Annotated in this window: 19 protein-coding genes; 16 read left to right on the top strand and 3 right to left on the bottom strand. The window is 43.4% G+C overall.

Annotation, left to right across the window (positions count from 1 at the left end; genetic code table 11):
- Positions 1-10 precede the first annotated feature (10 nt).
- The 4 genes from A5882_RS01775 to A5882_RS01760 are packed head-to-tail and all read left to right on the top strand — an operon-like array spanning position 11 to position 3,497.
- Positions 11-763 (top strand): sugar phosphate isomerase/epimerase, encoded by a 753-nt coding sequence (locus A5882_RS01775; protein WP_016612870.1) that lies wholly within the window; start codon positions 11-13, stop codon positions 761-763.
- On the top strand, positions 760-1,479 hold the full coding sequence (locus A5882_RS01770; protein WP_016612869.1) for a trehalose utilization protein ThuA: 720 nt from the start codon (positions 760-762) through the stop codon (positions 1,477-1,479). The genes A5882_RS01775 and A5882_RS01770 overlap by 4 nt, the downstream gene beginning before the upstream one ends.
- Entirely contained in the window at positions 1,476-2,444 is a 969-nt protein-coding gene (locus A5882_RS01765; RefSeq protein WP_005233928.1) for a sugar phosphate isomerase/epimerase, read from the top strand. The genes A5882_RS01770 and A5882_RS01765 overlap by 4 nt, the downstream gene beginning before the upstream one ends.
- Positions 2,445-2,468: 24 nt before the next feature.
- A complete protein-coding gene (locus A5882_RS01760) occupies positions 2,469-3,497 on the top strand; it encodes a Gfo/Idh/MocA family protein (protein ID WP_016612868.1) in 1,029 nt (342 codons plus the stop codon).
- Positions 3,498-3,576: 79 nt separating this feature from the next.
- On the opposite strand, the gene A5882_RS01755 is transcribed toward A5882_RS01760, so the two are convergent.
- A complete protein-coding gene (locus A5882_RS01755) occupies positions 3,577-4,485 on the bottom strand; it encodes a transcriptional regulator (RefSeq protein WP_008380365.1) in 909 nt (302 codons plus the stop codon).
- 246 nt (positions 4,486-4,731) lie between these two features.
- Here A5882_RS01755 and A5882_RS01750 point away from each other — a divergent pair, with 246 nt between their 5' ends.
- The 9 genes from A5882_RS01750 (at position 4,732) to A5882_RS01710 (ending at position 15,847) form a co-directional block, all read left to right on the top strand.
- Entirely contained in the window at positions 4,732-5,973 is a 1,242-nt protein-coding gene (locus tag A5882_RS01750; protein ID WP_016609466.1) for an extracellular solute-binding protein, read from the top strand.
- A gap of 159 nt (positions 5,974-6,132) precedes the next feature.
- On the top strand, positions 6,133-7,008 hold the full coding sequence (locus A5882_RS01745) for a carbohydrate ABC transporter permease (RefSeq protein ID WP_086298189.1): 876 nt from the start codon (positions 6,133-6,135) through the stop codon (positions 7,006-7,008).
- Positions 7,009-7,019: 11 nt separating this feature from the next.
- Entirely contained in the window at positions 7,020-7,853 is an 834-nt protein-coding gene (locus A5882_RS01740) for a carbohydrate ABC transporter permease (protein WP_008380370.1), read from the top strand.
- Positions 7,854-7,871: 18 nt separating this feature from the next.
- Positions 7,872-9,665 carry a glycoside hydrolase family 2 protein gene (locus A5882_RS01735; protein ID WP_008380372.1) on the top strand — a complete coding sequence of 598 codons (1,794 nt, stop codon included), beginning with the start codon at positions 7,872-7,874 and terminating at the stop codon, positions 9,663-9,665.
- Between the two features lie 30 nt (positions 9,666-9,695).
- Positions 9,696-11,102 (top strand): glycoside hydrolase family 43 protein, encoded by a 1,407-nt coding sequence (locus A5882_RS01730; RefSeq protein ID WP_086372365.1) that lies wholly within the window; start codon positions 9,696-9,698, stop codon positions 11,100-11,102.
- Between the two features lie 205 nt (positions 11,103-11,307).
- On the top strand, positions 11,308-12,234 hold the full coding sequence (locus A5882_RS01725; protein WP_086372364.1) for an alpha/beta fold hydrolase: 927 nt from the start codon (positions 11,308-11,310) through the stop codon (positions 12,232-12,234).
- Between the two features lie 125 nt (positions 12,235-12,359).
- Positions 12,360-13,439: a 3-phosphoserine/phosphohydroxythreonine transaminase gene (gene serC / locus A5882_RS01720; RefSeq protein WP_086372363.1), complete on the top strand. Its 1,080-nt coding sequence runs from the start codon at positions 12,360-12,362 to the stop codon at positions 13,437-13,439.
- On the top strand, positions 13,440-14,624 hold the full coding sequence (locus tag A5882_RS01715; RefSeq protein WP_016609459.1) for a phosphoglycerate dehydrogenase: 1,185 nt from the start codon (positions 13,440-13,442) through the stop codon (positions 14,622-14,624).
- Positions 14,624-15,847, top strand: a complete 1,224-nt coding sequence (locus A5882_RS01710; protein ID WP_086372362.1) for a DUF1015 domain-containing protein — start codon at positions 14,624-14,626, stop codon at positions 15,845-15,847. Before A5882_RS01715 ends, A5882_RS01710 begins: the two co-directional genes overlap by 1 nt.
- 42 nt (positions 15,848-15,889) lie before the next feature.
- On the opposite strand, the gene A5882_RS01705 is transcribed toward A5882_RS01710, so the two are convergent.
- Together A5882_RS01705 and A5882_RS01700 are read right to left on the bottom strand one after the other, a co-directional pair.
- Positions 15,890-17,239: an Nramp family divalent metal transporter gene (locus tag A5882_RS01705; protein ID WP_086372361.1), complete on the bottom strand. Its 1,350-nt coding sequence runs from the start codon at positions 17,237-17,239 to the stop codon at positions 15,890-15,892.
- 156 nt (positions 17,240-17,395) lie between these two features.
- Positions 17,396-19,738 (bottom strand): ABC transporter ATP-binding protein/permease, encoded by a 2,343-nt coding sequence (locus A5882_RS01700; protein WP_008380388.1) that lies wholly within the window; start codon positions 19,736-19,738, stop codon positions 17,396-17,398.
- A 138-nt stretch (positions 19,739-19,876) separates the two neighbouring features.
- Between A5882_RS01700 and A5882_RS01695 the strand changes: the two genes are divergently transcribed.
- The 3 genes from A5882_RS01695 to A5882_RS01685 all read left to right on the top strand — a co-directional run bounded on the left by A5882_RS01695 (position 19,877) and on the right by A5882_RS01685 (position 23,667).
- On the top strand, positions 19,877-20,362 hold the full coding sequence (locus A5882_RS01695) for a MarR family winged helix-turn-helix transcriptional regulator (RefSeq protein WP_034872137.1): 486 nt from the start codon (positions 19,877-19,879) through the stop codon (positions 20,360-20,362).
- Positions 20,363-20,522: 160 nt separating this feature from the next.
- Positions 20,523-22,310: a glycoside hydrolase family 13 protein gene (locus A5882_RS01690; protein ID WP_034872136.1), complete on the top strand. Its 1,788-nt coding sequence runs from the start codon at positions 20,523-20,525 to the stop codon at positions 22,308-22,310.
- A gap of 304 nt (positions 22,311-22,614) precedes the next feature.
- Entirely contained in the window at positions 22,615-23,667 is a 1,053-nt protein-coding gene (locus tag A5882_RS01685) for an aspartate-semialdehyde dehydrogenase (protein WP_008380394.1), read from the top strand.
- Positions 23,668-23,677 lie beyond the last annotated feature (10 nt).

Below are 23,677 nucleotides of genomic sequence, written 5' to 3'. Positions count from 1 at the left end.
GCGAGCATAAATGACAAAACCGAAAATCGCTTTACAGCTTTGGAGTATTCAAGAGGACTGCAAGACAGAGCTTTTTGAAGCGTTGAAAACAGTTAAACAAAACGGCTATGACGGTGTTGAATTTGCCGGTTATCATGGACACAGTGCTGCTCAGATCAAAGAAATGCTTGAGCAGTTGGATTTGGCGGTCGCGGCTTCCCATATCCCGTTTGAAGCATTGCGAGATCGTTTTGAAGAAACCGTCGCTTTTGAAAAAACGATTGGCAATCAACGGATCGTCATTCCGTATGCCAGTTTTGATTCTTTGGAAAAATGGCAAGCCTTTGCTGCGGAGTTGACCCAGATCACCCAAAAGTTGCAAGCAGAAGGGCTGACTTGCTACTACCACAACCATGCCCATGAATTTACTGAAGTTGCTGGAGAATCTATGATCGATGAACTGATCAAAGACAATCCGCAACTGCGTTTGGAAGCCGACCTTTACTGGTTAGCCTTTGCAAACGTGGCTGTTTTACCTTGGCTAAAGGAACGCGAAACGAAGGTCGGCTTGGTTCATATCAAAGATATGCAAGAGCAGCCGCAGGAAAGCACCGAGATCGGCAATGGGATTTTACCAATCAAGTCGTATGTAGAAGCAGCTAAAGCATTAGAACTACCATGGTTGATCGTCGAGCAGGAAGCGTTTCAAAAATTCGCTCCTTTAGAAGCCAGCGGGATTGATTATCTGCAATTAAAAAACATCGTAGAGGAGGTCTACCAATGATCCACGTTACGGTATGGAACGAGTTTCGTCATGAAAAAACGAATGAGACCGTCCAAAAAATGTATCCAGAAGGAATCCATGGTCAAATTGCCAAGTTTTTAGAAGAGGATGATTTCCAAGTGCGAACGGCGACCCTTGATGAACCAGAACATGGGTTGACGGAGCAAGTATTGGCTGACACGGATGTGTTGGTTTGGTGGGGCCATATGGCGCATGAAGAAGTCGATGATGCTATCGTTGCTCGTGTGCAGCAGCGTGTATGGGAAGGAATGGGACTGATCGTCTTGCATTCTGGCCACTTTTCGAAAATCTTTAAAACCTTGATGGGAACGTCGTGCGATTTGAAATGGCGGGTAGACGATCAGCATGCGCGGATCTGGAATGTTAATCCAAGCCACCCAATCGCTGAAGGAGTCGGCGAATGGATCGAACTAGAGCAAGAGGAAATGTATGGCGAGCACTTTGATATTCCAGCGCCGGATGAATTGATCTTTGTCAGCTGGTTCCCTGGTGGTGAAGTTTTCCGCAGCGGCTGTACATTCCGCCGTGGGAATGGCAAAATCTTCTATTTCCAGCCTGGTCATGAGACATTCCCAAGCTATTACAATCCCAAAGTGCAAAAAGTGATCCAAAATGCGGCTCGCTGGTGTGCACCAACAGAAAATCGTTACCCAACATATGGGCATTTTCAAGCAATTGAGGAGGAAAGAAAATGAAATTAGGTGTTTTTACCCCGTTATTCAATCAACTTAGCTTTGAAGAAATGATCGATGAAGTAGCGAAAAAAGGGCTCCAAACCGTCGAGATCGGTACCGGTGGTTCTCCCGGCAATGCCCACTTAGACATTGACCGTTTACTAGCAAGTGAAGCAGAGCGAAAAGAATACTTAGCGAAATTAGCTGATAAAGGATTGGAAATCTCAGCTTTGAGCTGTCACAACAACCCAATCTCTCCATTAAAAGCAGAAGCGCAAGAAGCCGATGAACTTTTGCGCAAAACCATCAAATTAGCCAGCTTAATGAATGTACCTGTTGTGAACGGATTTTCAGGCGTTTCAGGCGGAAATGCAACAGATACACAAGTCAACTGGCCAGTATTGCCATGGCCGACGGAATACGATGACAATTATAATTATCAATGGGAACAAAAATTGATTCCTTATTGGAAAGGCATCAACACGGAAGCGGAAGCGGCTGGTGTTAAAATTGGAATCGAACTTCATGGCGGCTTTTTGGCACATACACCTTATACGATGTTGAAACTGCGGGATGCTGCGGGTAAAGCCATCGGCTGTAACTTGGATCCAAGTCATTTATGGTGGCAAGGTATCGACCCAGTGGCAGCGGTCAAAATCTTAGGGGAAGCCGATGCGATCCATCACTTCCATGCCAAAGATACGTATTTGGACCAAGACAATATCAACATGCATGGCTTGACGGACATGCAGCCATATAGCAATGTCAAAACCCGAGCTTGGACCTTCCGTTCAGTCGGTTGCGGCCACAGCTTACAAGTCTGGTCAGATATTATTTCTGCACTTAGAATTTATGGGTATGATTATGTCTTGAGTATTGAGCATGAAGATCCAATCATGTCCATAGATGAAGGACTGAATCGTGCCATCAGCAACTTGAAGACGATTATGATCCGTGAAGAAGCTTCATCCATGTGGTGGGCATAAGAAGAAAACCGAGGAGTGTCAGACATGAGTGCAATCAATTTTGCAGTAATCGGATATGGCGGCATGGGTGCGTACCATGTCCACAATATCTTACCAAATGAAAACGAACGAATCCACATCGTAGGAACTTACGATATCAATGAAGAACGTCAAGCGATCTCACAAGAAAAAGGCCATAAGATCTTTAAAAGCTATGATGAAGTCTTAGTCGATGAGACGATCGAAGCAGTATTGATCGCCACACCTAATGACTTGCATAAAGAGTTATCGATCGCTGCATTGAGAGCAGGCAAACATGTTGTTTGCGAGAAGCCTGTTGCGCTGAATACTGCGGAACTAGATGAGATCGTGGCGGTTGCCCAAGAAACCGGCAATACCTTTATGGTTCACCAAAACCGCCGTTGGGATCCTGATTTTTTACTTGTACGCGAACTGTACCGTAATGGACAGATCGGCGATTTGTTCCAATTAGAATCACGGGTCCAAGGGGCAAACGGCATCCCAGGAGACTGGCGTCATGTGAAAAAACAAGGCGGGGGAATGCTCTTAGACTGGGGCGTTCACTTGCTGGATCAAATGCTATGGCTGATCGACAGCCCAGTGAAAGACGTCAAAGCGGATCTTAGCTTTGTGTTGGGGGAAGAAGTCGATGATGGGTTCTTCGCTTTGATTACCTTTGAAAATGGGGTCAAAGCAATCGTGGAAGTTGGAACCTCCAATTACACGCAATTGCCTCGCTGGTACATCAAAGGAACGGAAGGAACAGCCACCATCACCGATTGGGATCTAAATGGTGAAATGGTTCAGGCAACAGGTCGCGAAGACGTGGCCGCACCAAAACCAGTTCAAGCAGGCGTTGGCTTGACGAAAACGATGGCACCGCCATCGGAATTGGCAGCCAAAGAGATTCCTTTCCCGAAAGCCGAAGCGGATTTTGAACCTTTCTACAAGAATTTTTACAACGTTGTACGCAACGGTGCCGAACCTATCGTTAAAAACGAAGAAGTCCGAGCAGTGATGCAGTTGATTGAACGCATTTTTGCCACAGCTTAAGAGAATAGAAAAAAAGCACTAGCTGAGGGAGTGATCTCTCTTCGCTACGTGCTTTTTTTGTGTAATGAAACGACAACAGTCATTCCGATACGTAAAAATTGAACAATAAATCTTGAGGATAATTTCCCCATCGATCGCCGAAAATGGTCAAACCACCAGCGTTTTCGGCAGTTGCAGGTGCAGCAATTTTAAAGGTGAAAAAGTCACTGTGGTCTAAGTCGATTTCATTCAGGTTGTGATCTGTTAATTTTTCTCCATCGAGGGAAGTATCATAGCGATTGATGCGTAAATGCTTAAGCAATCCATATTGACTGAACTCATCGATCCACCATTGCGGAGTCAGAGAACCTCTGACATCCGAAAAGTTTCCTGGTACGGTGTAACTACCGATGCAGTGATTGTTTAAGTAAAAGGAAAGATCACTGGGCCAATAGTTATTCGAAATTGGGAACTCTGAAGCGATCTCCATACTGATTTCGAGTAATTCGATTTTTTCACCATTTTTCAAAGGATTTGGGATTTTGTATTCTAAAAAACCGTTATTTAGCCAGATGATACTTGCATCAACACGTTCTTGATCCAGAAAAGATTTTGGATCATCTAAGGCGCCAATCAAGCGGTCTTTGGTCGCCATTCCACAAGAAGGCTCAGCTTTAAAATCGGTGAAGTGGCCGATTTTCACAGATTGGGAGGTTAGATTCATTTCTGGAAACACTTTTGCTGGGAAATTGATATTGATGAAATCAGTTTTTAGAGACAAATATTTTTTCTTCCAGTCTTGCCCCGATCCTTTTTCGGTTTTGATCAACTGAGCTTCTTCGAGTTTACGGATATGTTTGGTCATTAAAGCATTGCTGATTGCTAATTTTTGTCCAATTTCACTGATGCTTTTCTTCTTATCGCCTAATTCTCTTAAAATCGCTAAGCGAGTTTCATTTGCCAGTGCTTCGTAGATCGGTAAAGATGCGTTTGTTAAATCCAATTCCATAGCGATCACCTCGTTATACTAAAATGTTTAATGAAAAGATGGTTTAATTATAACACAACCTTGTGGATTTACAAAATAGTAAAATGATATAATTTTTGGTTATACCTTGTTAAAATAATGTTGACAGCGCTTTATATTTATAGTAACTTTACGGTGTAAACATTATTTGACGATAGTCTAACGATTATGTTTATTGATAATTGGATGTCATTTTACTTTTTAGTTAAATTAAAAGGAGTGTAAAAAATGAAAGTAAGTAAATCTATTGTTTTAGTAGGGACAAGCTTATTATGTACAGTGTTGTTAGCTGCTTGTGGCGGGAGTGGTAGCTCAAGTAATAATTCAGAAATTTTGCTTTGGTCTTCGACGACAGGACCAGACGGTGAAAAAATCAAAAAAACGATTGATCAATACAATGAAACAGACCCAGACTTTAAAGTGAAGTTAGTAAGCATGCAAGGTGATACCTTTACTTCAAAGTTGACGACTGCGGGGAAATCGGGGAAAGGTGTTCCTGATTTGGCTTTGATTGCCTCAGAAGCTTTGCCTACGTACAAACACCAAGACATGCTTGAAACCTGGGATGACATGATCGATGGGACAGAATTGGCACGGGAAAACTACGTTGAAGCTGCTTGGGACACTGGTGTAGTGGATGATAGTCAATATGGGATTCCGGCAACCATGGGTTCGTGGGTGATGTATTACAACCAAGATTTGGTGGATAAATATGTTCCAGGAGCGTTGGATGATGGCGTAGTGACGTATGAAGAAATCAGACAAGCTGGGGAAAAAGCAAAAGCAGATGGTATCTATAGTTTTGGCTATACATGGGGCATGCAGAATTATTCGAATCTCTACCAACAAATGGGTGGGGAATGGCAAGATGCACAAGGAAACATCAATATCGATAATGAGTTTTCTTACAATGCCGTTCAAGAGTTTAAGGATTTATATGATGCCGGCTACATGGTCCCAGATGGTGAAGATGCAAATAAACTTTTTGCAAACCAGCAGCTGATTTTTCTTCCAGAAGGAACATGGATGCTAAGTAATATGGAAGAAATCAGTGACTTCACTTGGGGTCAAACATTTACTCCTCAATGGGATGCGGAACATATCATTCAAGGTTCAGGCGTCGATCAGTTTGCAATGTTCAAAACGAACGAGGAACGTTCCGATGAAAAGAAAAGTGGCATGGTCGACTTTCTGACTTGGTTACAAGCAAACCAATTAGAGTGGGTCAAATCAGGTGCAAATCCTACTTCCTTAGCTATGCTAGACAATGAAGAATATGTTGAGATGCCACAATCCTTCTTATTGAAGACAGAAAAAGGACAAGCGGCAATTTCTGTTAACGCAGTTGATGGCTTATCGTATATCTTTGGTGAATATGATAATCGCTCATGGGACATGATCACAGGAAAAGCAGATATTCAAACGACTTTTGGTGAGATCCAAAAAGTTGTAGAAGAAAAGATGAAATAATCTTCTCACATAGAGGCTGTGGCAGAGGGAAGAGCGACCATAAAAAGAATTCAGTCTATTTTTTGATAGGGGAGGAATTCTGATGGGGAGGCTTAAAGGGCTGTCACAGTCGTTTCTTGTTGAGAGCTGCACTAGAAATACAAGGAAGGATGGGTATTGATGAAAAAAAGGTTAAATGGCTGGCCAATCGTTTTTATTGGTCCGCATATGCTCCTTTTTCTTTTATTCTTTTTAGTTCCTGCAGTGATTGGGATCTATGTTTCTTTTGCTGAATGGGATCTGTTCAGTACACCGATTTTTGTCGGGTTTGATAATTTTCAAACGATTTTGTTTGATCAAGACTCGTTGTATCATACGCAATTTTTTAATGGAATGAAAAATACGCTGTTTTTTGCGGCAATCTCCGTTCCGTTATGTATTGTAATTCCCTTGTTGCTAGCGGTTGCATTGTCTGCTAAACCAAAAATGATGCGTTTTTTTCAATCGATTCTCTATCTGCCAACACTGTTTGCAATCTCTGCCGTCATGATTATTTGGGGGTTCCTTTTGAGCAAATCTTTTGGGCCAATCAAAGAAGTATTCGGTATCGACATCAATTTTGTAGGCACGCAACCATGGGCATGGATCGCTATTTTGATCGTGACGATTTGGTGGACATTAGGTGGGAATCTAATTATTTATGTTGCTGCATTAAATGGCGTCTCTAAAGAGCAGTTAGAAGCAGCAGAATTAGATGGTGCAAATAGTATAACGAAATTTTTCCGTATTTCTTTGCCGAGTATTCGCAACCAGCTTGTTTTTACCACGGTCATGACGACCATCGCTCAGTTTAATATTTATGGTCAGCCACTAATGTTGACGGGTGGCGGACCCAACAATTCTACTCGCGTGTTGATGATGTACATCCAAGAAAATGCTTTTGGTAGTAGTACCTCGGTTGCAGGAATTTCTTCAGCGATGGCTATTTTACTAGGTTTTGTAATCATGGCAGTTTCGATTGTACAATTTATGGTCATCAAAAAAATGGAAAGATAGGAGGGAAGAAGATGCGAGAAAACAAACTAGGGAAAAGAATTGCCTTTATTTTGCTAGCGATCGTCTGTGTGATTTGGCTCTTTCCTTTGATATGGGCAATTTTTACCTCGTTTAAATCGGAGGCAGAGATTCAAAAGGTTGGGTTCAGTTTGATTCCACAAGATTGGACGCTGGCTAATTTTTTTGGCTTGTTACAAGGCAATGATTCTTCTCCTGTGTTCCGCTGGTTTGTGAATTCAATGATTATTTCAACTTCACATACGCTGTTGGTTATGGTGATCGTCTCGTTTGCAGCCTATGGCTATACACGACTCACCTTTAAGGGGAGAGATTTGATTTTTGCCCTATTGTTAGGAACGATGATGTTTCCCGGGGTGGTCAATTTGATCCCGAATTTTAAAATCGTTGATACGTTAGGTTGGACCAATACATTTCTGGCAGTCATCGTTCCTGGGGCTGCAGGTGTTTATAACATTTTCCTCGTTCGGCAGTTCATTTTAGGGATTCCTAAAGAATTGGATGAATCGGCTGTGATCGATGGGGCCAACGAGTTTCAAATCTTTTATCATATTATCTTACCACTGATCAAACCTGTATTGACGGTGGTTGCGTTATTTAGTTTTACTGGCTCATGGAATGACTTCTTGTGGCCATCGATCGTGATAAACGATATTGATAAATTACCGATTACACCGGGGCTGCAGTTGCTACAAGGGCAATACATGACCTATCCGGGAATTGGAACTGCCGGAGCAATCTTGGCTTTGATCCCTACCTTTTTATTGTATTTGGTGGCGCAAAAAAGCTTTATGGCGTCAATGTCGTTGCAAAGTGGCATAAAATAATTTGTTTTTGGAGGAAATATGAGTAGAGAAGAATACCCGAGACCGCAATTTGAGAGAGAGAATTGGTTAAGCTTAAATGGTGAATGGCAATTTACCTTTGATGACCAAAATCTTGGTTTAAAAGAAAAGTGGTACACAAATGAAGCAAACTATCCGTACAAGATCAATGTTCCCTTTGTCTATCAAAGTGCATTGAGCGGCATTGATCATCGAGAAGTGCACGACGTTGTATGGTATTATCGGACCTTCAATGTGCAAGTCCCTGAAAAAAGTCGTGTCCTTTTGCATTTTGGGGCGGTGGACTATGAAGCAGATGTGTTTGTCAATGGCAATCATGTGAAAAATCATTGCGGAGGGCATACCTCTTTTGATATAGACATCACGGATGCTTTAGTATCTGGACAAGAGCAAATACTAAGTGTGCGAGCATTTGATCCACATTTTGATGAAAGCATTCCACGGGGGAAACAATTTTGGGAAGAAGAATCAGCAGGAATCTGGTACACAAACTCAACAGGGATCTGGCAGCCAGTTTGGCTTGAAGTAGTTGCCGAATCCCATCTGCAACAGGTGAAATTTACGAGTGATTTTGATGCTGGCGCCGTTAAGATCGATGTAGAACTGAACCAGTTACAGCCACAAGTAGTCTTAGAATATCAAATCTATTTTAAAGGTGCTTTAGTTACCAGCGGAAAGGCAGACTTTATCACTTCTAAGTTGAGTTTTGCGGTTGACATTTTCCAGCAAGAAATTTTTCGGACGAATTTTCACCATGAAGGCTGGTCTTGGACACCTGAAAAACCGCAATTATTTGATGTTGAATTGACTCTTAGAGAAGCAGGGAAGGCCATCGATCAGCTAAAAAGTTATTTTGGTATGCGTAAAATACATACAGAAAACGGTATGATTTACTTAAATAACAAGCCTTACTACCAGAAGTTGGTTCTCGATCAAGGCTATTGGCCGAGCGGCTTGTTAACTGCACCAACAGATGAGGACTTTAAACAAGACATCTTATTGGCCAAAGAAATGGGATTTAATGGTTGCCGAAAACACCAAAAAACAGAAGACCCACGCTTTTTATACTGGGCAGATAAATTAGGATTTCTTGTTTGGGGAGAGTGTGCGGCGCCGGCAATCTATACCGATCTTTCGGTAACGCGCTTGATGCAAGAGTGGACAGAAATCATTACTCGGGATTATAGTCATCCTTCGATCGTTACTTGGGTCCCAATCAACGAGAGCTGGGGTGTGCCAAAAATCTCATTTGATCGTCAGCAACAGCATTTTTCTCAAGCGATGTATCACTTTATCCATTCGTTAGACCAGCAACGGTTGGTTATTTCAAATGATGGTTGGGCGATGACGGAGACCGATATTTGTGCGATTCATAATTATGCGCATGGGCAAGAATCTGAGCGGCAAAAATATCTATACTTTAAAGACAGTCTCAGCACGAGAGAAAAATTGGTGAGTCGAGTATCGACCCCCTGGCCGATTTTCGCTGGAGGATTTTCTTATCAGGATCAGCCTATTTTATTGACCGAGTTTGGTGGTATTGGCTTCGATGTTTCGGGGCAACCCGGTTGGGGCTATACCTCAGTGGAAAATCAACAAGATTTCTTGAAGGATTATCAGCGAATCATGGTGGCTGTTTATGACTCTGTCGGACTCTGGGGCTATTGCTACACTCAGTTGACAGATGTCGAACAAGAAATCAATGGGTTACTGACCTATGATCGCCAACCAAAAGTTGATTTGGCAGCAATTAAAGAGATCAATGAGCAGTTTCATCCACCGCAGGTAGAATAAAATGATTGGTAAGGAAAGGGGCGATGTCCGATGGGGAAATCAGCAGCTTGGCTCAGTGGAGTAAGTATCTTGATTGCTGCGCTTATGATAACCGGTTGTAGCGCTGGAACTGATCCAGGGGAAGAAGTGTCCGATTTTACTTCAATTATCGATAATGATGGGGCAGATCCTTGGATCTTGCAAACGGAAGCGTTCTTTTATTATACCAAAACGACTGGGAATAATTTAACGCTTTGGCGTGCTGAAAACCTCTCTCACGTTGCTGCTGGTGAAAAAAAGATCATCTGGGAAATGCCAGCAGAATTTGAAAGTATCTGGGCACCTGAGCTTCATTACTTAGATGATCGCTGGGTGATGTATTTCGCGGCTAATCGTCCTTCAGAAACGCATCGTATGTACGCATTAGTCAATCATCAAAAAGATCCTTACATGGGTGAGTGGCAATTGGAAGAGATCAAAGGGATGGATGATAAATTTGCGATTGATGGAACAGTCTTAGAGATCAATGACAAACGCTATTTCCTTTGGTCGGGCTGGGAAGGGTATGAAAATGTTGCGCAAAATCTTTATTTAGCGGAAATGGCCTCCCCTACGGAAGTGATCGGGGAGAAACGACTTATCTCAGAACCAGAATATGAATGGGAAATGCGGCAAACACCATTGATCAATGAAGCCCCTCAAGTGATGATCAAAGACGAAACAGTCAATTTGGTATACTCTGCCAGTGGAAGCTGGGACAATGATTACGCTCTTGGTCTTATGACCCTAGATGTGGCTGATGATCCGCTAGAAAGAGCGAATTGGCAAAAGGAACCAGAGCCGATTTTCCAACAGACAAACACTGTCTATGGACCTGGTCATAATGGATTTGCCAAATCAAAAGATGGTTCTGAAGACTGGTTGATTTATCACGCTGCTCGGTGGGATCATTCGGGCTGGGACCGTTCGATCCGCTTGCAAAAGTTTGGTTGGGATCAAGAGGATAAAGTCCTACTGGAAGCTCCTTTGGATGAGTGGCATGTTCAAGCGTTGCCAAAAGCTGAGCCGAATCGACTGCGATTAACTGCTAGCCGTGCTTTGTTGGAAGGCGATTTAGCGCTTGTCGAAGATGAGGCAGCACTCTCGAAAAAAGTCGTCCAAGGCTTTGAATCAACGACTGACAAAATTATCTTTACCCCGCAGATTGAAGAATCAGATGAATTTCTGGTGATTGCCTATGTCAAAACCACTGATTATCTCTCCTTAAATGACCCAATTCAGGTCATGATTGAAACGAAACAAGCGAGTCACGTGGTTGATGTCTATCCTTCCGAATATTATCAACCGCTACAAGTCCGCATGAAGTTACCGAAAGGATCGCAGGAAATCACCCTTTCGTCTGAGATTGGGATTGATACGCTAAGTATTGATCGTTTAGAAATCGTCAAATTCCAATAAAGAATAATGAGGAAGTTTTTTAAATCCAAGCGATGGGTGATGATCGTTTGACTCCTGCTACTTTGTCTTTAGACAATGTGGCAGGATTTTTTTATCCTTGAAAATTCCCAACTCCTACCGCCATAGCCTAAAATTCCATGTATAATAAAGAAAACGACCGTTTTATTTGGCGAAGGGAAAAGAAAAAGCAAAAGAGGTGCGAACTATGAGGATGAATCAAGAAAAGCTGACTTCATCAAATGGGAAGGATCAGCTTTTTGTCAAAACGTGGCTGCCAGAAGAACAGCCGAAAGCAGTCGTGCAAATCGTTCACGGAATGATCGAACACATTGAACGTTACCACGAGTTTGCGGAATGTTTGACTGCGCAAGGCTATGCGGTGGTCGGTCATGATCACTTAGGGCATGGGCAATCCGTGAAAGAAACACAGGCCTATGGGCATTTTGGTGAAAAAGAGGGCGCCAACTATTTAGTGGCAGATGTGGGAGTGGTCCATCAGTACGCCGCTGCTTGCTACCCAGACCGACCATACTTTATCTTAGGGCACAGTATGGGGTCGCTGGTGTTGCGGAATTATTTGTTTAGTCAGCCACATCCATTGACAGGAGCGATCCTCATGGGCACCACGATGGAAAAAGCCGTGCTGATGCAAGGAGGCAAACTTGTCACGAACTTGTTGCGGCCGTTTGCCGCTCAGCAATGGCCTTATCACGTAATGGAACAGCTAGTTTTTGGCCAGCACAACCGGCGTTTTCGTCCCAATCGGACCGCCAAGGATTGGTTGACCAGTGATCCGCAACAAGTGGATCGCTACTTGAAGGACCCTTACACGCAATTTCATTTTTCCTTAGCGGCTTACAAGGATCTCTTTACATTGACGCAAGCTGCCAGTGATCCGGAACAACTGCGCAGGATTGACCCAGAATTGCCGCTGCTCTTGATTTCAGGTGCAGACGATCCTGTGGGGCACTATGGCAAAAGCGTCCGCCAATTGGCTCAGCAGCTGAAGCAAAATGCTGACGTGACGATGTATTTGCTTGAGCAGGGACGTCATGAGATTTTGAATGAGCGCAACCGCGAGATCGTTTACAATGAAATTTCTCGCTGGCTGTTTGAAAAAATGCCGAAATGACGAACGTTAAGAAATTGGTAGTCTTTTCTGAAAATTCAAAATTATTTTCTCTTTTAAGGCTTTTTTCATTTTCGGCTATCTGTTATAATGATTTTCACATCTAACATAAAGGAGAGATTTTTTGTATGACAGTTTATAACTTTTCAGCTGGTCCTGCCGTATTGCCCCGTCCCGTATTGGAGAAAGCACAATCCGAACTTTTGAATTACCGCGGAAGTGGGATGTCCGTTATGGAGCTGAGTCATCGGTCCTCCTTGTTTGAAGCGATCATTAAAGATGCAGAAGCACTTTTACGAAAATTGATGGGAATTCCTGAAAACTATCAGGTACTGTTTTTACAAGGCGGCGCGAGTCTCCAATTCAGTATGATCCCTTTAAATCTTGCACAAAACAAAAAAGCCTTATACGTAAATACCGGTTCTTGGTCGAAAAAAGCTATTGAAGCAGCAAAATCGCTTGGAAACGTGACGGTGGAAGTTGTTGCCTCTAGTGAGGATCAAAACTTTACCTATATTCCAGAAATTTCAGAAGATGCGATCGATCAAGAAGCGGCTTATTTGCATATCACCACGAACAATACCATTGAAGGGACGGCCTTTCAAACGATTCCGCAGGCTGGCAATGTGCCGATCGTAGCAGACATGTCCTCAAATATTTTAGCCAATGACTATCGCGTAGAAGACTTCGGTGTGATTTATGCTGGGGCCCAAAAGAATATTGGTCCTGCAGGGTTGACGGTAGTGATCATCCGAGAAGATTTACTCAATGATGATGCTGTTTTCGCTCCAATGCTGGATTATCGTCTACAGGCTAAAAATGACTCATTGTACAATACACCACCAACGTATGCTATCTATATTGCTAAATTGGTGTTTGAATGGTTGGAAGAATTAGGCGGCATTCCTGCAATTTTAGAACAAGACCGCCAAAAAGCGGCGCTTTTATACGAAACGATCGAAGCCTCTGCTCTTTACAGTAGTCCTGTGGCTGTTGATAGCCGTTCACTAACGAATATTCCTTTTGTAACAGGGGATAAAGCATTAGATCAGCGCTTCAATGAAGAAGCTGTCGAAGCTGGTTTTGAGAACTTGAAAGGGCATCGTTCCGTTGGAGGAATGCGAGCAAGCTTGTACAATGCCTTTCCATTAGCTGGCGTTCAAGCGTTAGTCGACTTTATGAAATCATTTGAAGCGGAGGTCAAATAAATGTTCCAAATCAAAACATTCAATGCGATCGCACCAGAAGGATTACAGCGTTTAGAAAAAGAAAAGTATGCCATCAACGAGAGCGACCAACCGCAAGGGATTTTGCTGCGCAGCCAGAAATTGCACGATTACGCTTTTCCTGAAAGTGTCTTAGGTATTGCTCGTGCAGGGGCTGGGACCAACAACATTCCCGTCAAAGCATGTACTGAAAAAGGGATCGTCGTCTTTAATACACCCGGTGCCAATGCCAATGCGGTCAAAGAATTAGTGATTGCTAGTCTGCTCTTAAGTGTCCGCCCGATTTTACGAGGTGCCCAATGGGTCCAAACCTTGAGTGGTGATAATGTGGAAGAACAAGCAGAAGCGCAAAAAAGTCAATTTGCTGGAACAGAGTTAGAAGGCAAAAAGTTAGGAATCATCGGCCTTGGTTCTATTGGAGCGATGGTCGCCAACGATGCTTATCGTCTAGGGATGGAAGTAGTCGGTTATGATCCTTACGTGTCAGTGGATACTGCTTGGACGATCTCTCGTCGGGTCAAGCGTGCCAATGATATTGCGGAAGTCTTTTCAACCTGTGATTTTATTACGGTTCATGTGCCGCTAATGGAAAATACCCATCATCTCGTCGGGGAAGCCGAACTCGCGAAAATGAAACCAACAACGAAGCTATTCAACTTTTCCCGTAAAGAAATCGTCGATACAGATGCCGTTTTACGTGCGTTAAAAGCCGACCGTTTAGCGGGCTATACGACTGATTTTGCGGATGAACAATTGCTGCACAATGAAAAAGTCCTCGTCTTGCCGCATTTAGGAGCATCAACAGAAGAAGCTGAAGTCAACTGTGCCAAGATGGCAGCCCGAACATTGAAAAAATTCTTGGAATTCGGAACCATCAAGCGCTCGGTGAATTTTCCAACCGTTGAGATGGCCTTTCATTCGCCTTATCGTCTGACGATCATCAATCGCAATGTACCGAATATGTTAGGTCAGATTTCATCGATCATTGCGGAATCTGGGATCAATATCGACAATATGCTGAATCGTGGCCGGGAAGACTTTGCTTACACCCTAGCCGATGTCGCTTCTGAAGATGAAGCCTTATTGAATCAATTAGCCGATAAACTGCGGGAGAACGAAAATATCGTTCGTGTACGGGTCATCAAGAATCAGGAGGTTGGGTATTAATGGTTCAAGTATTTCCGTTTAAAGCCATTCGTCCAGAAGCCTCATTGGCAGAAAAAGTGGCCGAGCTGCCTTATGACGTGGTCAATTCACAAGAAGCCGCAGCGTTTGCGCAAGGCAATCCTTACAGCTATTTCCACATCGACCGTTCGGAGATCGACTTGCCAGGAATCGATCCTTATGATCCACAGGTGTATCAAAAAGCGGCAGAAAATCTTGCATCTTTTCAAGAAGCAGGCTGGTTGATTCAAGAAACGGCGCCCGCATATTATTTGTATGAATTGACGATGGCTGGCAGAAGTCAAACTGGGCTTGTCGCCTGTACCTCGATCGATGATTATGTCGCTGGGAAAATCAAGAAACACGAGTTTACCCGACCAGAAAAAGAAATCGATCGGATCAATCACATTCTGGCATGTGATGCCAATACAAGTCCGATTTTCTTGAGCTATCGCCAACCAGCAGCAGTCAAAGAAGCAATCGATGCGTGGCAAGCAGAGCATGCGCCGATCTATGATTTTGTCAGCTATCATGAGGTGCAGCATCGTGTTTGGCTGATCGATGATCCAGCGCTAGTCGCCTCTTTTGCCCAGCAATTTCAAGCTGTAGATGCCCTTTATATTGCGGATGGGCATCACCGCACAGAGTCAGCAGTTAAAGTTGGCTTGCAAAAGCGAGCCGATGGCCAAAGCAGCCAAGAAAGCGACCGCTTTTTAGCGATCTTATTCCCAGAAAATGAATTAGCGATTTGGGAATACAATCGGGTCTTGCGGGTACCGGTGCCAGAAACCTTTTTTGAGCAGGCAGCCCAGCATTTTACGATTCAAGAAACTACAACGAAGAAACCAGCGCAACGTGGTTCGATTCATCTGTACCTAAACCATACGTGGTGGGAGTTGACCATCAAACCGGCATCTGTGCCGCAAGATGCGGTAGGACAGCTGGATGTGTCGCTTTTACAACAATACGTGCTGGCTGATATTTTTGCGATTCAAGATGTGCGGACAGACAAACGCATTGATTTTGTCGGCGGGATTCGTGGTCCAGAAGAATTGGAGCGTTTGGTGGATAGCGGAGAATGGACATTGGCTTTTTCCATGTATCCAACGCAAATGGCCGATCTTTTGGCAGTAGCCGATGCGGGAGAAATCATGCCGCCAAAATCAACTTGGTTTGAACCAAAACTGTTGAGCGGTCTGTTTTTACATGATTTAGAAACGAATTAACCAAAAAAGCTTACGAGGCTACCTCGTAAGCTTTTTTCGATATTAGAAGTTGCCGAGTGTTTCGATGATCAAGCGGACATTCAAGACCGTCAGTGCAATGGCACAAATCCAGCCTAAGGTAGAGACCCATAGCGGATTCTTGAAGCGTTTCCCCATAATTTTTTTTGAGCTGGTAAAAAGAACCAGCGGAATCATCGAAACGGGTAAGGCGATGCTTAAAAAGACTTGCGAATAGATCAGCAGATCGTCCAGAGCTTGTTCGTTGCCGCCAAAGTAAATTGTACAAAGCAAGACGGGGATCACCGATAAGCCACGGGTGATCAGACGTCGCGCCCAAGTAGGGATCTTCATATGGATAAATCCTTCCATCACGACTTGGCCTGTCAGTGTCCCAGTGATCGTTGAATTTTGACCGGATGCCAAGAGCGCTACGGCAAACAGAACGCTCAAGACTGGACTGGCGACAGCACCAGCAATGGAGGAATCTTGCAATGCATTGAACAGCGCGGAGAAGGTGCCGACTTCTTCGCTATGACCAAAGAACAAGGCGCTTCCTAAGATCAAAAGCAGGCAATTGACCAAAAACGCAGCGGATAATTGGATATTGGAATCCCAAGTAGCGAACCGCACGGCCGTTGCCACTTCTTGGGTATCGCTGCGATCGATTTTTCGTGACTGGGAGATCGAAGAATGCAGATAGAGATTATGGGGCATCACAGTCGCACCAACGATCCCCAATGCCATTGTCAGCTGTCCATGGTTCAAGACTTGTTTTTGCGGAATAAAGCCTTGCAAGACAGCCGGTAGATCCGGTTGAGCAATAATGACTTCGTAACAAAAGACCAGCATAATGACCAAAATCAGTGTCATGACGATCGCTTCGATTTTACGGAAACCTAGTTTCATTAAAAAGAGCAGAAGCAATACATCGAAAATCGTTAAGATGACCCCAACTAATAACGGTAAGCCGAATAGTAGATTGAGAGCGATCGCTCCTCCGATCACTTCCGCGATATCCGTTGCCATGATAGCCAATTCGGTGACGATCCACAAGACAAAGCCTAAACCTTTGCTGGTGTGTTTACGAGTTGCTTGCGCAAGGTCCATCTGGGTCACGATCCCTAGCTTGGCTGCCATGTATTGCAGTAGCATAGCGATCAAACTGGAAATCAAGATTACAGAAAGTAAGAGATAGCCATATTCAGCACCGCCTCCGATCGAGGTGATCCAGTTTCCTGGGTCCATATAGCCCACGGCTACCAATGCCCCAGGACCAGAGAACGCTAAGAGATTGCGCCAAAAGCTGCCGTTTTTTGGGATGGCAACTGTATTATTTATTTCTTCCAAGCTAGGACCGTTGGCCGCTTGGATCAATTTTTTTTCTTCATTCATCGTTTCACACCCTATCTTTTTAGGTATACCTAAAAACAAATCTATTGTATTCCTCATTTATGGATTTTTCAAGAGAAACCTTTTGGAAGTCAGAAGGAAGGACAAAAAAACAGCAGCCAAGGGGATGGCTGCTGCCTGTTAGGTTTTCTTATAAAATTAGTCGGCGCGTAAAGCGATCGCTGCATCTTTTTTCGCTGCCATTCGAGCTGGAATGTGGCCGCCAATCATGGTTAGAACGGTGCTGACGGCAATCAAGATCAGGCCGTGGACCGGATTTAATTGAGCAACATTTTCGAGATCAGTCATACTATATAAGATCGCGTTGATCGGGAATGTGGCTAACCAAGCAATGAGGACACCTAAAGCCCCTGAAGCGATCCCTAAAATACAGGTTTCGGCATCGAAGACGCGGGTGATGTCTTTTTTACGAGCACCTAATGCTTTTAAGACCCCAATTTCTTTCGTGCGTTCTAGTACAGAGGTATAAGTGATGATACCGATCATGATCATGCTGGTTACCAAGGAGATTCCTGCAAAAGCGATCAAGACATAGGTGATGGCATCCATCAAGCCACCAGTCAATTGAGTCATCGTACCGGCTAAATCGGAATAAACGATTTGGTCTTCTTTGTCTTTGCCTTTGTTGAAGTCATCCAAGTAATCAAGGATTTTTTCTTTGGCACTGAAATCATTTGGATAGATCATAATGCTGTTTGGTAAATCACTGCCGCCGAGATAAGCGATCAATGAATCTTTGGCACTTTCGTCAACGGGTTCATTCGTCATCACGTTGGTGTCGCTATCTTTTTGTGCTTGGACGATCGCTGAGTCTTGGTTTTCTTTGATCACTTCTTGCGCGAGGGCATCACTGTAGGCAATGCCGGTTGAAAGCAAGTTCATCGTAGAGTTTTGCTTGATACGTAAGATTCCGCTGATCGTTAATTCTTTGTTGTTGCTGTTATCGAAAACTTCATTTAAATCTTGGTTTGGAATGAAGTTTCCAGTCGGCAATTCGGTGTAAAAGGCATCATTAGACGCCAATGTGATTTTTGTTCCCACGATATCGTCGAAGGAAACCGTGTCACCATCTTCAATATCAAAACCGAGATTGATCAATGCATTGACATTCGTTACGTTGTTTTCATCGACGATCAAAACGACATCTGTGCTGGCACTTGGGTAGCTGCCTTCTAAAAGGTCATAGTTGTCTTTCAAGAAATTGCCGTTATCCTCTGATAACTGCTCAGGGAAAGTCGAAACCCCAATACCGGTTGAGGCACTCATGGCAGACATCATGGCATTGGTCTGTTCATTGTCAGGCGACGCGTTGGAGAAGCTGACTTGTTCCACATTGTCATCGATCTTGCGGAAAAGATTCAATGAAGTTGAACGAGTGTAGCCGATATTGTTACTTAACTCAGGATCAATGTCGTTGATGTAATCGAGAAACTCTTGATCGATTTTGTTGATATGGGTTGCACGATCCGTATCACTTAATTTGGCAGTGACCTCTTTATCTGAAGGGAAATCTTCAGATTTATCCCGCGTACCCATCGCTGATGGATCTTGTTCAGTGGCCACTTGTGAGATCGTGATCGGAAAACGAGCTAATGTTTCTGACTGGGTATTGTCGATTTGTTTTTGGAATCCCGTTGATAGTGACAAAACAATGGCGATTCCGATGATTCCGATACTAGAAGCAAAGGCTGTCAAGAAGGTGCGCCCTTTTTTGGTTCGGATATTGTTAAACGACAAACGTAAGGCCGTCATAAAACTCATTTTTGTGTGCTTTAATTCGAATTGGTCTTTCTTTTGGCCTTCGACATGGGGGTTCGAATCTTTAATGATTCGTCCGTCTTTGAATTCAATGATCCGTCCAGCGTATTTGTGGGCCAATTCAGGATTATGAGTAACCATGATGACCAATTTTTCTTTTGATAGTTCTTGGATCAGTTCCATGATTTGGACACTTGTCTCTGAATCTAAGGCACCTGTAGGTTCATCACAAAGGAGGATATCAGGATCATTTGCTAAGGCACGAGCGATCGCTACCCGCTGCATTTGACCACCAGAAAGCTGATTTGGTTTTTTGTGCATATGCTCAGCTAAGCCCACACGCGTCAAAGCATCGGTTGCTTTGGCGCGTTTTTCTTCTTTTGACACACCGCTCAAGGTCATTCCAAGCTCGACGTTGTCGATGATGCCTAAATGACTGATCAAATTGTAGCTTTGGAAGACAAAGCCGATCGAATTGTTCCGATAGGCATCCCAGTCGCGGTCTTTAAAGGACTTGGTTGATTTGCCATTGATGATCATATCACCAGAGTCGTAATTATCTAAGCCGCCGATCACGTTCAACATGGTTGTTTTCCCAGAGCCGCTTGGCCCTAAAATGGCAACAAACTCTTGTTTACGAAAGGCGACGGTGACGCCGTCGAGGGCTTTCGTAGTACTGGCGCCAACTGTATAATACTTCTTGATATCTTTTAATTCTAACATGGGGTCACTCTTTTCTTGCCGTTTTCACGATTATTTTCATTATGTAACCACGCTATCATAATGGTTAACAAAAATCAACGATTATCATTGTTTAAACAAATAATTTATACTAAACTAAAGACAGAAAAGAGGGAGAGTATGGAAAAAGCGTTAGGAACATTCAATATGGCGGTGTTTGCGGAGATCTTTTCGCTGATGGGAAACATATTGTTTGAAGAAATCGGTCTGGAAGATTTAAAATTGACCAAAATGGAAATCTTGGAACTCGTGGTGATCTCTAGTAATGAAGGAATTACGATGTCCGAGTTGGCTCAGCAAATCGGTACGTCAAAAGTCCAAATCAGTCGTTCGATCTCGGGGTTGGAAAAGGCTGGCTTTGTGGTACGCAAAACCAATGGCGTCAATCGTCGCAACGTCAATGTTTATTTGGAAGAAGCTGGGAAGCAGTTGTTTATCCAAAAGAAAAAACAAGTGGAAGACCGCTTGAATGCCAAAACCGCTCAAATGGCTGCGGAAGATATCCAGCAGTTGAGTCAATCGTTGACGGAGGCAGTGGGGATCTTGCGGAAATATGACATTTTACGGACTGGCAATCAATGTGAGAAGAAGACACCGTTTGATTAAAAAAGGGTGAAGCAATCGTTTGCTTTTTAATTGCTGAATTAATTTCATATTGACCTATATTATCGATTTATTAGATAAAGCAACCGATTGCGTTTTTCTCTTGTTTTGACTTCTGATTTGTGCGACAATGGGTATATCAAACAAGTCAAAGGAGTCTGCTATGAATACTACTGCCATCTATCATCGTCCCGAAAGTGAATTTGCGTATTTGTACGAGAAGGATAAAATGCATATCCGTTTGCGTACCGCCCGTCAAGACGTCCGCCATGTCCAGCTACTTTGCGGTGATCCTTACACACTGTATAAAGAAGCTTGGTACCAACAAAGAATTGAAATGCAAAAAATTCTTTCCACGGACTTGCATGATTATTGGCAAGTATCGGTCGGAGCAGAATTCCGCCGTTTGTCTTACGGCTTTTCCATCGAAAGTTACGATGGGTTGCATGTCTTCTATGGGGATCACGGGGTCTACCCCTTTGAACAGCAATATTTAGAAATGAACAACAATTATTTTCGGATGCCTTACTTCCAAGAAGCCGATCGTTTCAAAATTCCCGAGTGGGCGAAAGAAACGGTTTGGTATCAAATTTTCCCTGAGCGCTTTGCAAATGGGGACCCATCAAATGATCCTGAAGGTGTGTTGCCATGGGGCTCAAAAAATCCCGATCGCCAAGACTTTTTCGGTGGGGATCTACAAGGAGTCATCGATCATTTGGATTACCTTGTCGATCTAGGAATCAATGGGATCTATTTCTGTCCGATTTTTGAGGCATATTCGAATCACAAGTATGATACCATCGATTATTTGGCCATCGATCCTGCTTTTGGTGATAACGATACCTTTAAACGATTAGTGGAGGAATGCCACAAACGCGGCATCAAAGTTATGCTGGATGCTGTTTTCAACCATATGGGGGATACTTCGCATCAATGGCTAGATGTCATCAAAAACGGCAAAGATTCGCCGTTTGCTGATTGGTTCCACATCAATGAGTTTCCTGTCAACTACAAAGAAGGGGAAAACTTTGAAGATGCTTATGACATCACCTATGATGTTTTTGCCTTTACGCCGCATATGCCGAAACTCAATACGGAAAATCCCGATGTGCAAGATTATTTGTTGAAGATCGCTCGTTATTGGATCGAAGAATTTGATATCGATGCTTGGCGCTTGGACGTGGCTAATGAAGTTAGTCACTTCTTCTGGAAAAAATTCCGCCAAGTGTGTGATGAGGCCAAAGATGATTTTTATATCCTTGGGGAAATTTGGCATTCTTCTCAACGCTGGTTACAAGGCGACGAGTTTCATGCAGTGATGAACTACGCCTTTACAGATGCAATCATTGAATATTTTGTCAAAGACGAGATCTCCATGACGAAAATGGTCTCGGAATTAAATAACCAGCTGATGTTGTATCGGGAGCAAACCAACCAAGTGCAGTTCAATATTTTGGATTCTCATGATACCCCGCGTTTGTTAACTTTGGCTCGGGGAGACAAAGACTTGATGCGCCAAGTGATGGCCTTTACGTATCTGCAACAAGGAGTTCCTTGCCTGTATTACGGCGATGAGATTGGTTTGACCGGTGATATGGATCCGGATTGTCGTAAATGTATGATTTGGGATGAGGAAAAGCAAGATCGTGATTTGCTGCATTTCACCCAGTCATTGATCAAACTACGCAAAGACAACCAAAAAGTCTTATCTGAAGGTTCCTTGAGTTGGAACTGGGTTTCGGAAGAAGATGGCCTGATCATTTTCGAACGAGAGTTGGGGGCACAGCGGATCATCGGTATTTTCAACACTGGTGAGGACCAACTTACACTCTCTCGTCCTGATTCAATTTTGATGGAACAGTTTGTCCAACTGGAAGATGAGACGATGATCATCGATAACAAAGGCTTTGCTATCGTGAAAGTAAATAACGAAGAATCGAATGAAGCATAAAAATGAGGCAAGAATTGCATATGCAATTCTTGCCTCATTCAATGTTTTGGGTATTTTTAATTTCCCCATGCACGTTGGAAAGAATCTTCCCCAAAATTCCTTCTGTCGGTATTATATCCTATAACACCTAAATGTGACAAATGATAACCCTTAAATATAGGTAGTTTTTTCCTGAAACGGGGGAAACGATTGAAAATTTAGATAGTTCTGCCTTCTTTTTGCGCTTCTTTCCACGAAAGGCCTTTTCTTTTTTACAAGATATGATAAACTAGTAAAAATGTATTTTTATTCGAGGAGTGATTTGATGAGTACAGGGTATCACATAGCAGTTGTCGGAGCTACCGGCGCAGTAGGAACAAAAATGATTGAGATGTTGGAGAAGACCACGTTGCCGATCAAAAAAATAACGTTGTTGGCATCCAAACGTTCTGCTGGGAAGACCCTTGTGTTCAAAAATGAACCACTCGTTATTCAAGAGCTGACCGCAGATTCCTTTGCGGGAGTCGATATTGCATTGTTCAGTGCCGGTGGTGGCATTTCAAAACAATTTGCTCCAGAAGCAGTCAAACACGGTGCAGTCGTAATCGACAATACCAGTCATTTTCGGATGGATCCGAATGTTCCTCTAGTCGTTCCTGAGGTGAATCCTCATGCATTAGCGCAACATAAAGGAATCATTGCCAATCCGAATTGTTCAACGATTCAAATGATGGTGGCATTAGAACCGATTCGTCAAAAAGTCGGTTTATCGAGGGTCTTGGTTTCAACGTATCAAGCAGTTTCAGGTGCTGGCGCACAAGCATTGGCTGAATTGACTCGTGAATCTCAAGAACTATTAGCCGGCAAAGCCGCTGATGAACTAAACCCTGAGATTTTACCAGCAGGCAGCGATAAAAAGCACTACCCAATCGCGTTTAACGCCTTGCCACAAATCGATGTCTTTGCTGAAGACGACTATACTTACGAAGAGTGGAAAATGATCAATGAAACGAAGAAGATCATGGAAGATGCGCAGATCAAAGTAGCAGCTACGTGTGTGAGAATCCCTGTGTTTAGCGGTCATTCGGAGTCGATTTATATCGAGACCAAAGACCATGCCAGTGTTGAGGAAGTTAGGCAGTGGATCAGCGAAGCCCCAGGAGCTGTCTTGCAAGATGATCCGAGTCAACAAGTGTACCCGCAAGCTTTGACCAGTGTGGACAAAACGGCAACCTTTGTTGGTCGGATTCGCAAAGATTTGGATGTCGAAAACGGCTTGCATTTATGGGTCGTTTCTGATAATTTGCTGAAAGGTGCGGCATGGAACTCTGTTCAAATCGCCGAAAGCCTGCATCAGCAAGGATTAGTTCATGTGTAAACCATAAGTT

Source organism: Enterococcus sp. 4E1_DIV0656 (assembly GCF_002140695.1).
GTDB lineage: Bacteria > Bacillota > Bacilli > Lactobacillales > Enterococcaceae > Enterococcus_D > Enterococcus_D entomosocium.
The sequence above is the reverse complement of the archived record's forward strand: the minus strand, read 5'-3'. Positions and strand labels throughout refer to the sequence as shown.

Coding starts and splice junctions, on each gene's coding strand:
- A5882_RS01745 (WP_086298189.1), top strand. CDS start 6,133: ATGAAAAAAAGGTTAAATGGCTGGCCAATCGTTTTTATTGGTCCGCAT.
- A5882_RS01755 (WP_008380365.1), bottom strand. CDS start 4,485: ATGGAATTGGATTTAACAAACGCATCTTTACCGATCTACGAAGCACTG.
- A5882_RS01730 (WP_086372365.1), top strand. CDS start 9,696: ATGGGGAAATCAGCAGCTTGGCTCAGTGGAGTAAGTATCTTGATTGCT.
- A5882_RS01740 (WP_008380370.1), top strand. CDS start 7,020: ATGCGAGAAAACAAACTAGGGAAAAGAATTGCCTTTATTTTGCTAGCG.
- A5882_RS01765 (WP_005233928.1), top strand. CDS start 1,476: ATGAAATTAGGTGTTTTTACCCCGTTATTCAATCAACTTAGCTTTGAA.
- A5882_RS01750 (WP_016609466.1), top strand. CDS start 4,732: ATGAAAGTAAGTAAATCTATTGTTTTAGTAGGGACAAGCTTATTATGT.
- A5882_RS01715 (WP_016609459.1), top strand. CDS start 13,440: ATGTTCCAAATCAAAACATTCAATGCGATCGCACCAGAAGGATTACAG.
- A5882_RS01690 (WP_034872136.1), top strand. CDS start 20,523: ATGAATACTACTGCCATCTATCATCGTCCCGAAAGTGAATTTGCGTAT.
- serC (WP_086372363.1), top strand. CDS start 12,360: ATGACAGTTTATAACTTTTCAGCTGGTCCTGCCGTATTGCCCCGTCCC.
- A5882_RS01710 (WP_086372362.1), top strand. CDS start 14,624: ATGGTTCAAGTATTTCCGTTTAAAGCCATTCGTCCAGAAGCCTCATTG.
- A5882_RS01695 (WP_034872137.1), top strand. CDS start 19,877: ATGGAAAAAGCGTTAGGAACATTCAATATGGCGGTGTTTGCGGAGATC.
- A5882_RS01685 (WP_008380394.1), top strand. CDS start 22,615: ATGAGTACAGGGTATCACATAGCAGTTGTCGGAGCTACCGGCGCAGTA.
- A5882_RS01775 (WP_016612870.1), top strand. CDS start 11: ATGACAAAACCGAAAATCGCTTTACAGCTTTGGAGTATTCAAGAGGAC.
- A5882_RS01735 (WP_008380372.1), top strand. CDS start 7,872: ATGAGTAGAGAAGAATACCCGAGACCGCAATTTGAGAGAGAGAATTGG.
- A5882_RS01700 (WP_008380388.1), bottom strand. CDS start 19,738: ATGTTAGAATTAAAAGATATCAAGAAGTATTATACAGTTGGCGCCAGT.
- A5882_RS01725 (WP_086372364.1), top strand. CDS start 11,308: ATGAGGATGAATCAAGAAAAGCTGACTTCATCAAATGGGAAGGATCAG.
- A5882_RS01705 (WP_086372361.1), bottom strand. CDS start 17,239: ATGAATGAAGAAAAAAAATTGATCCAAGCGGCCAACGGTCCTAGCTTG.
- A5882_RS01760 (WP_016612868.1), top strand. CDS start 2,469: ATGAGTGCAATCAATTTTGCAGTAATCGGATATGGCGGCATGGGTGCG.
- A5882_RS01770 (WP_016612869.1), top strand. CDS start 760: ATGATCCACGTTACGGTATGGAACGAGTTTCGTCATGAAAAAACGAAT.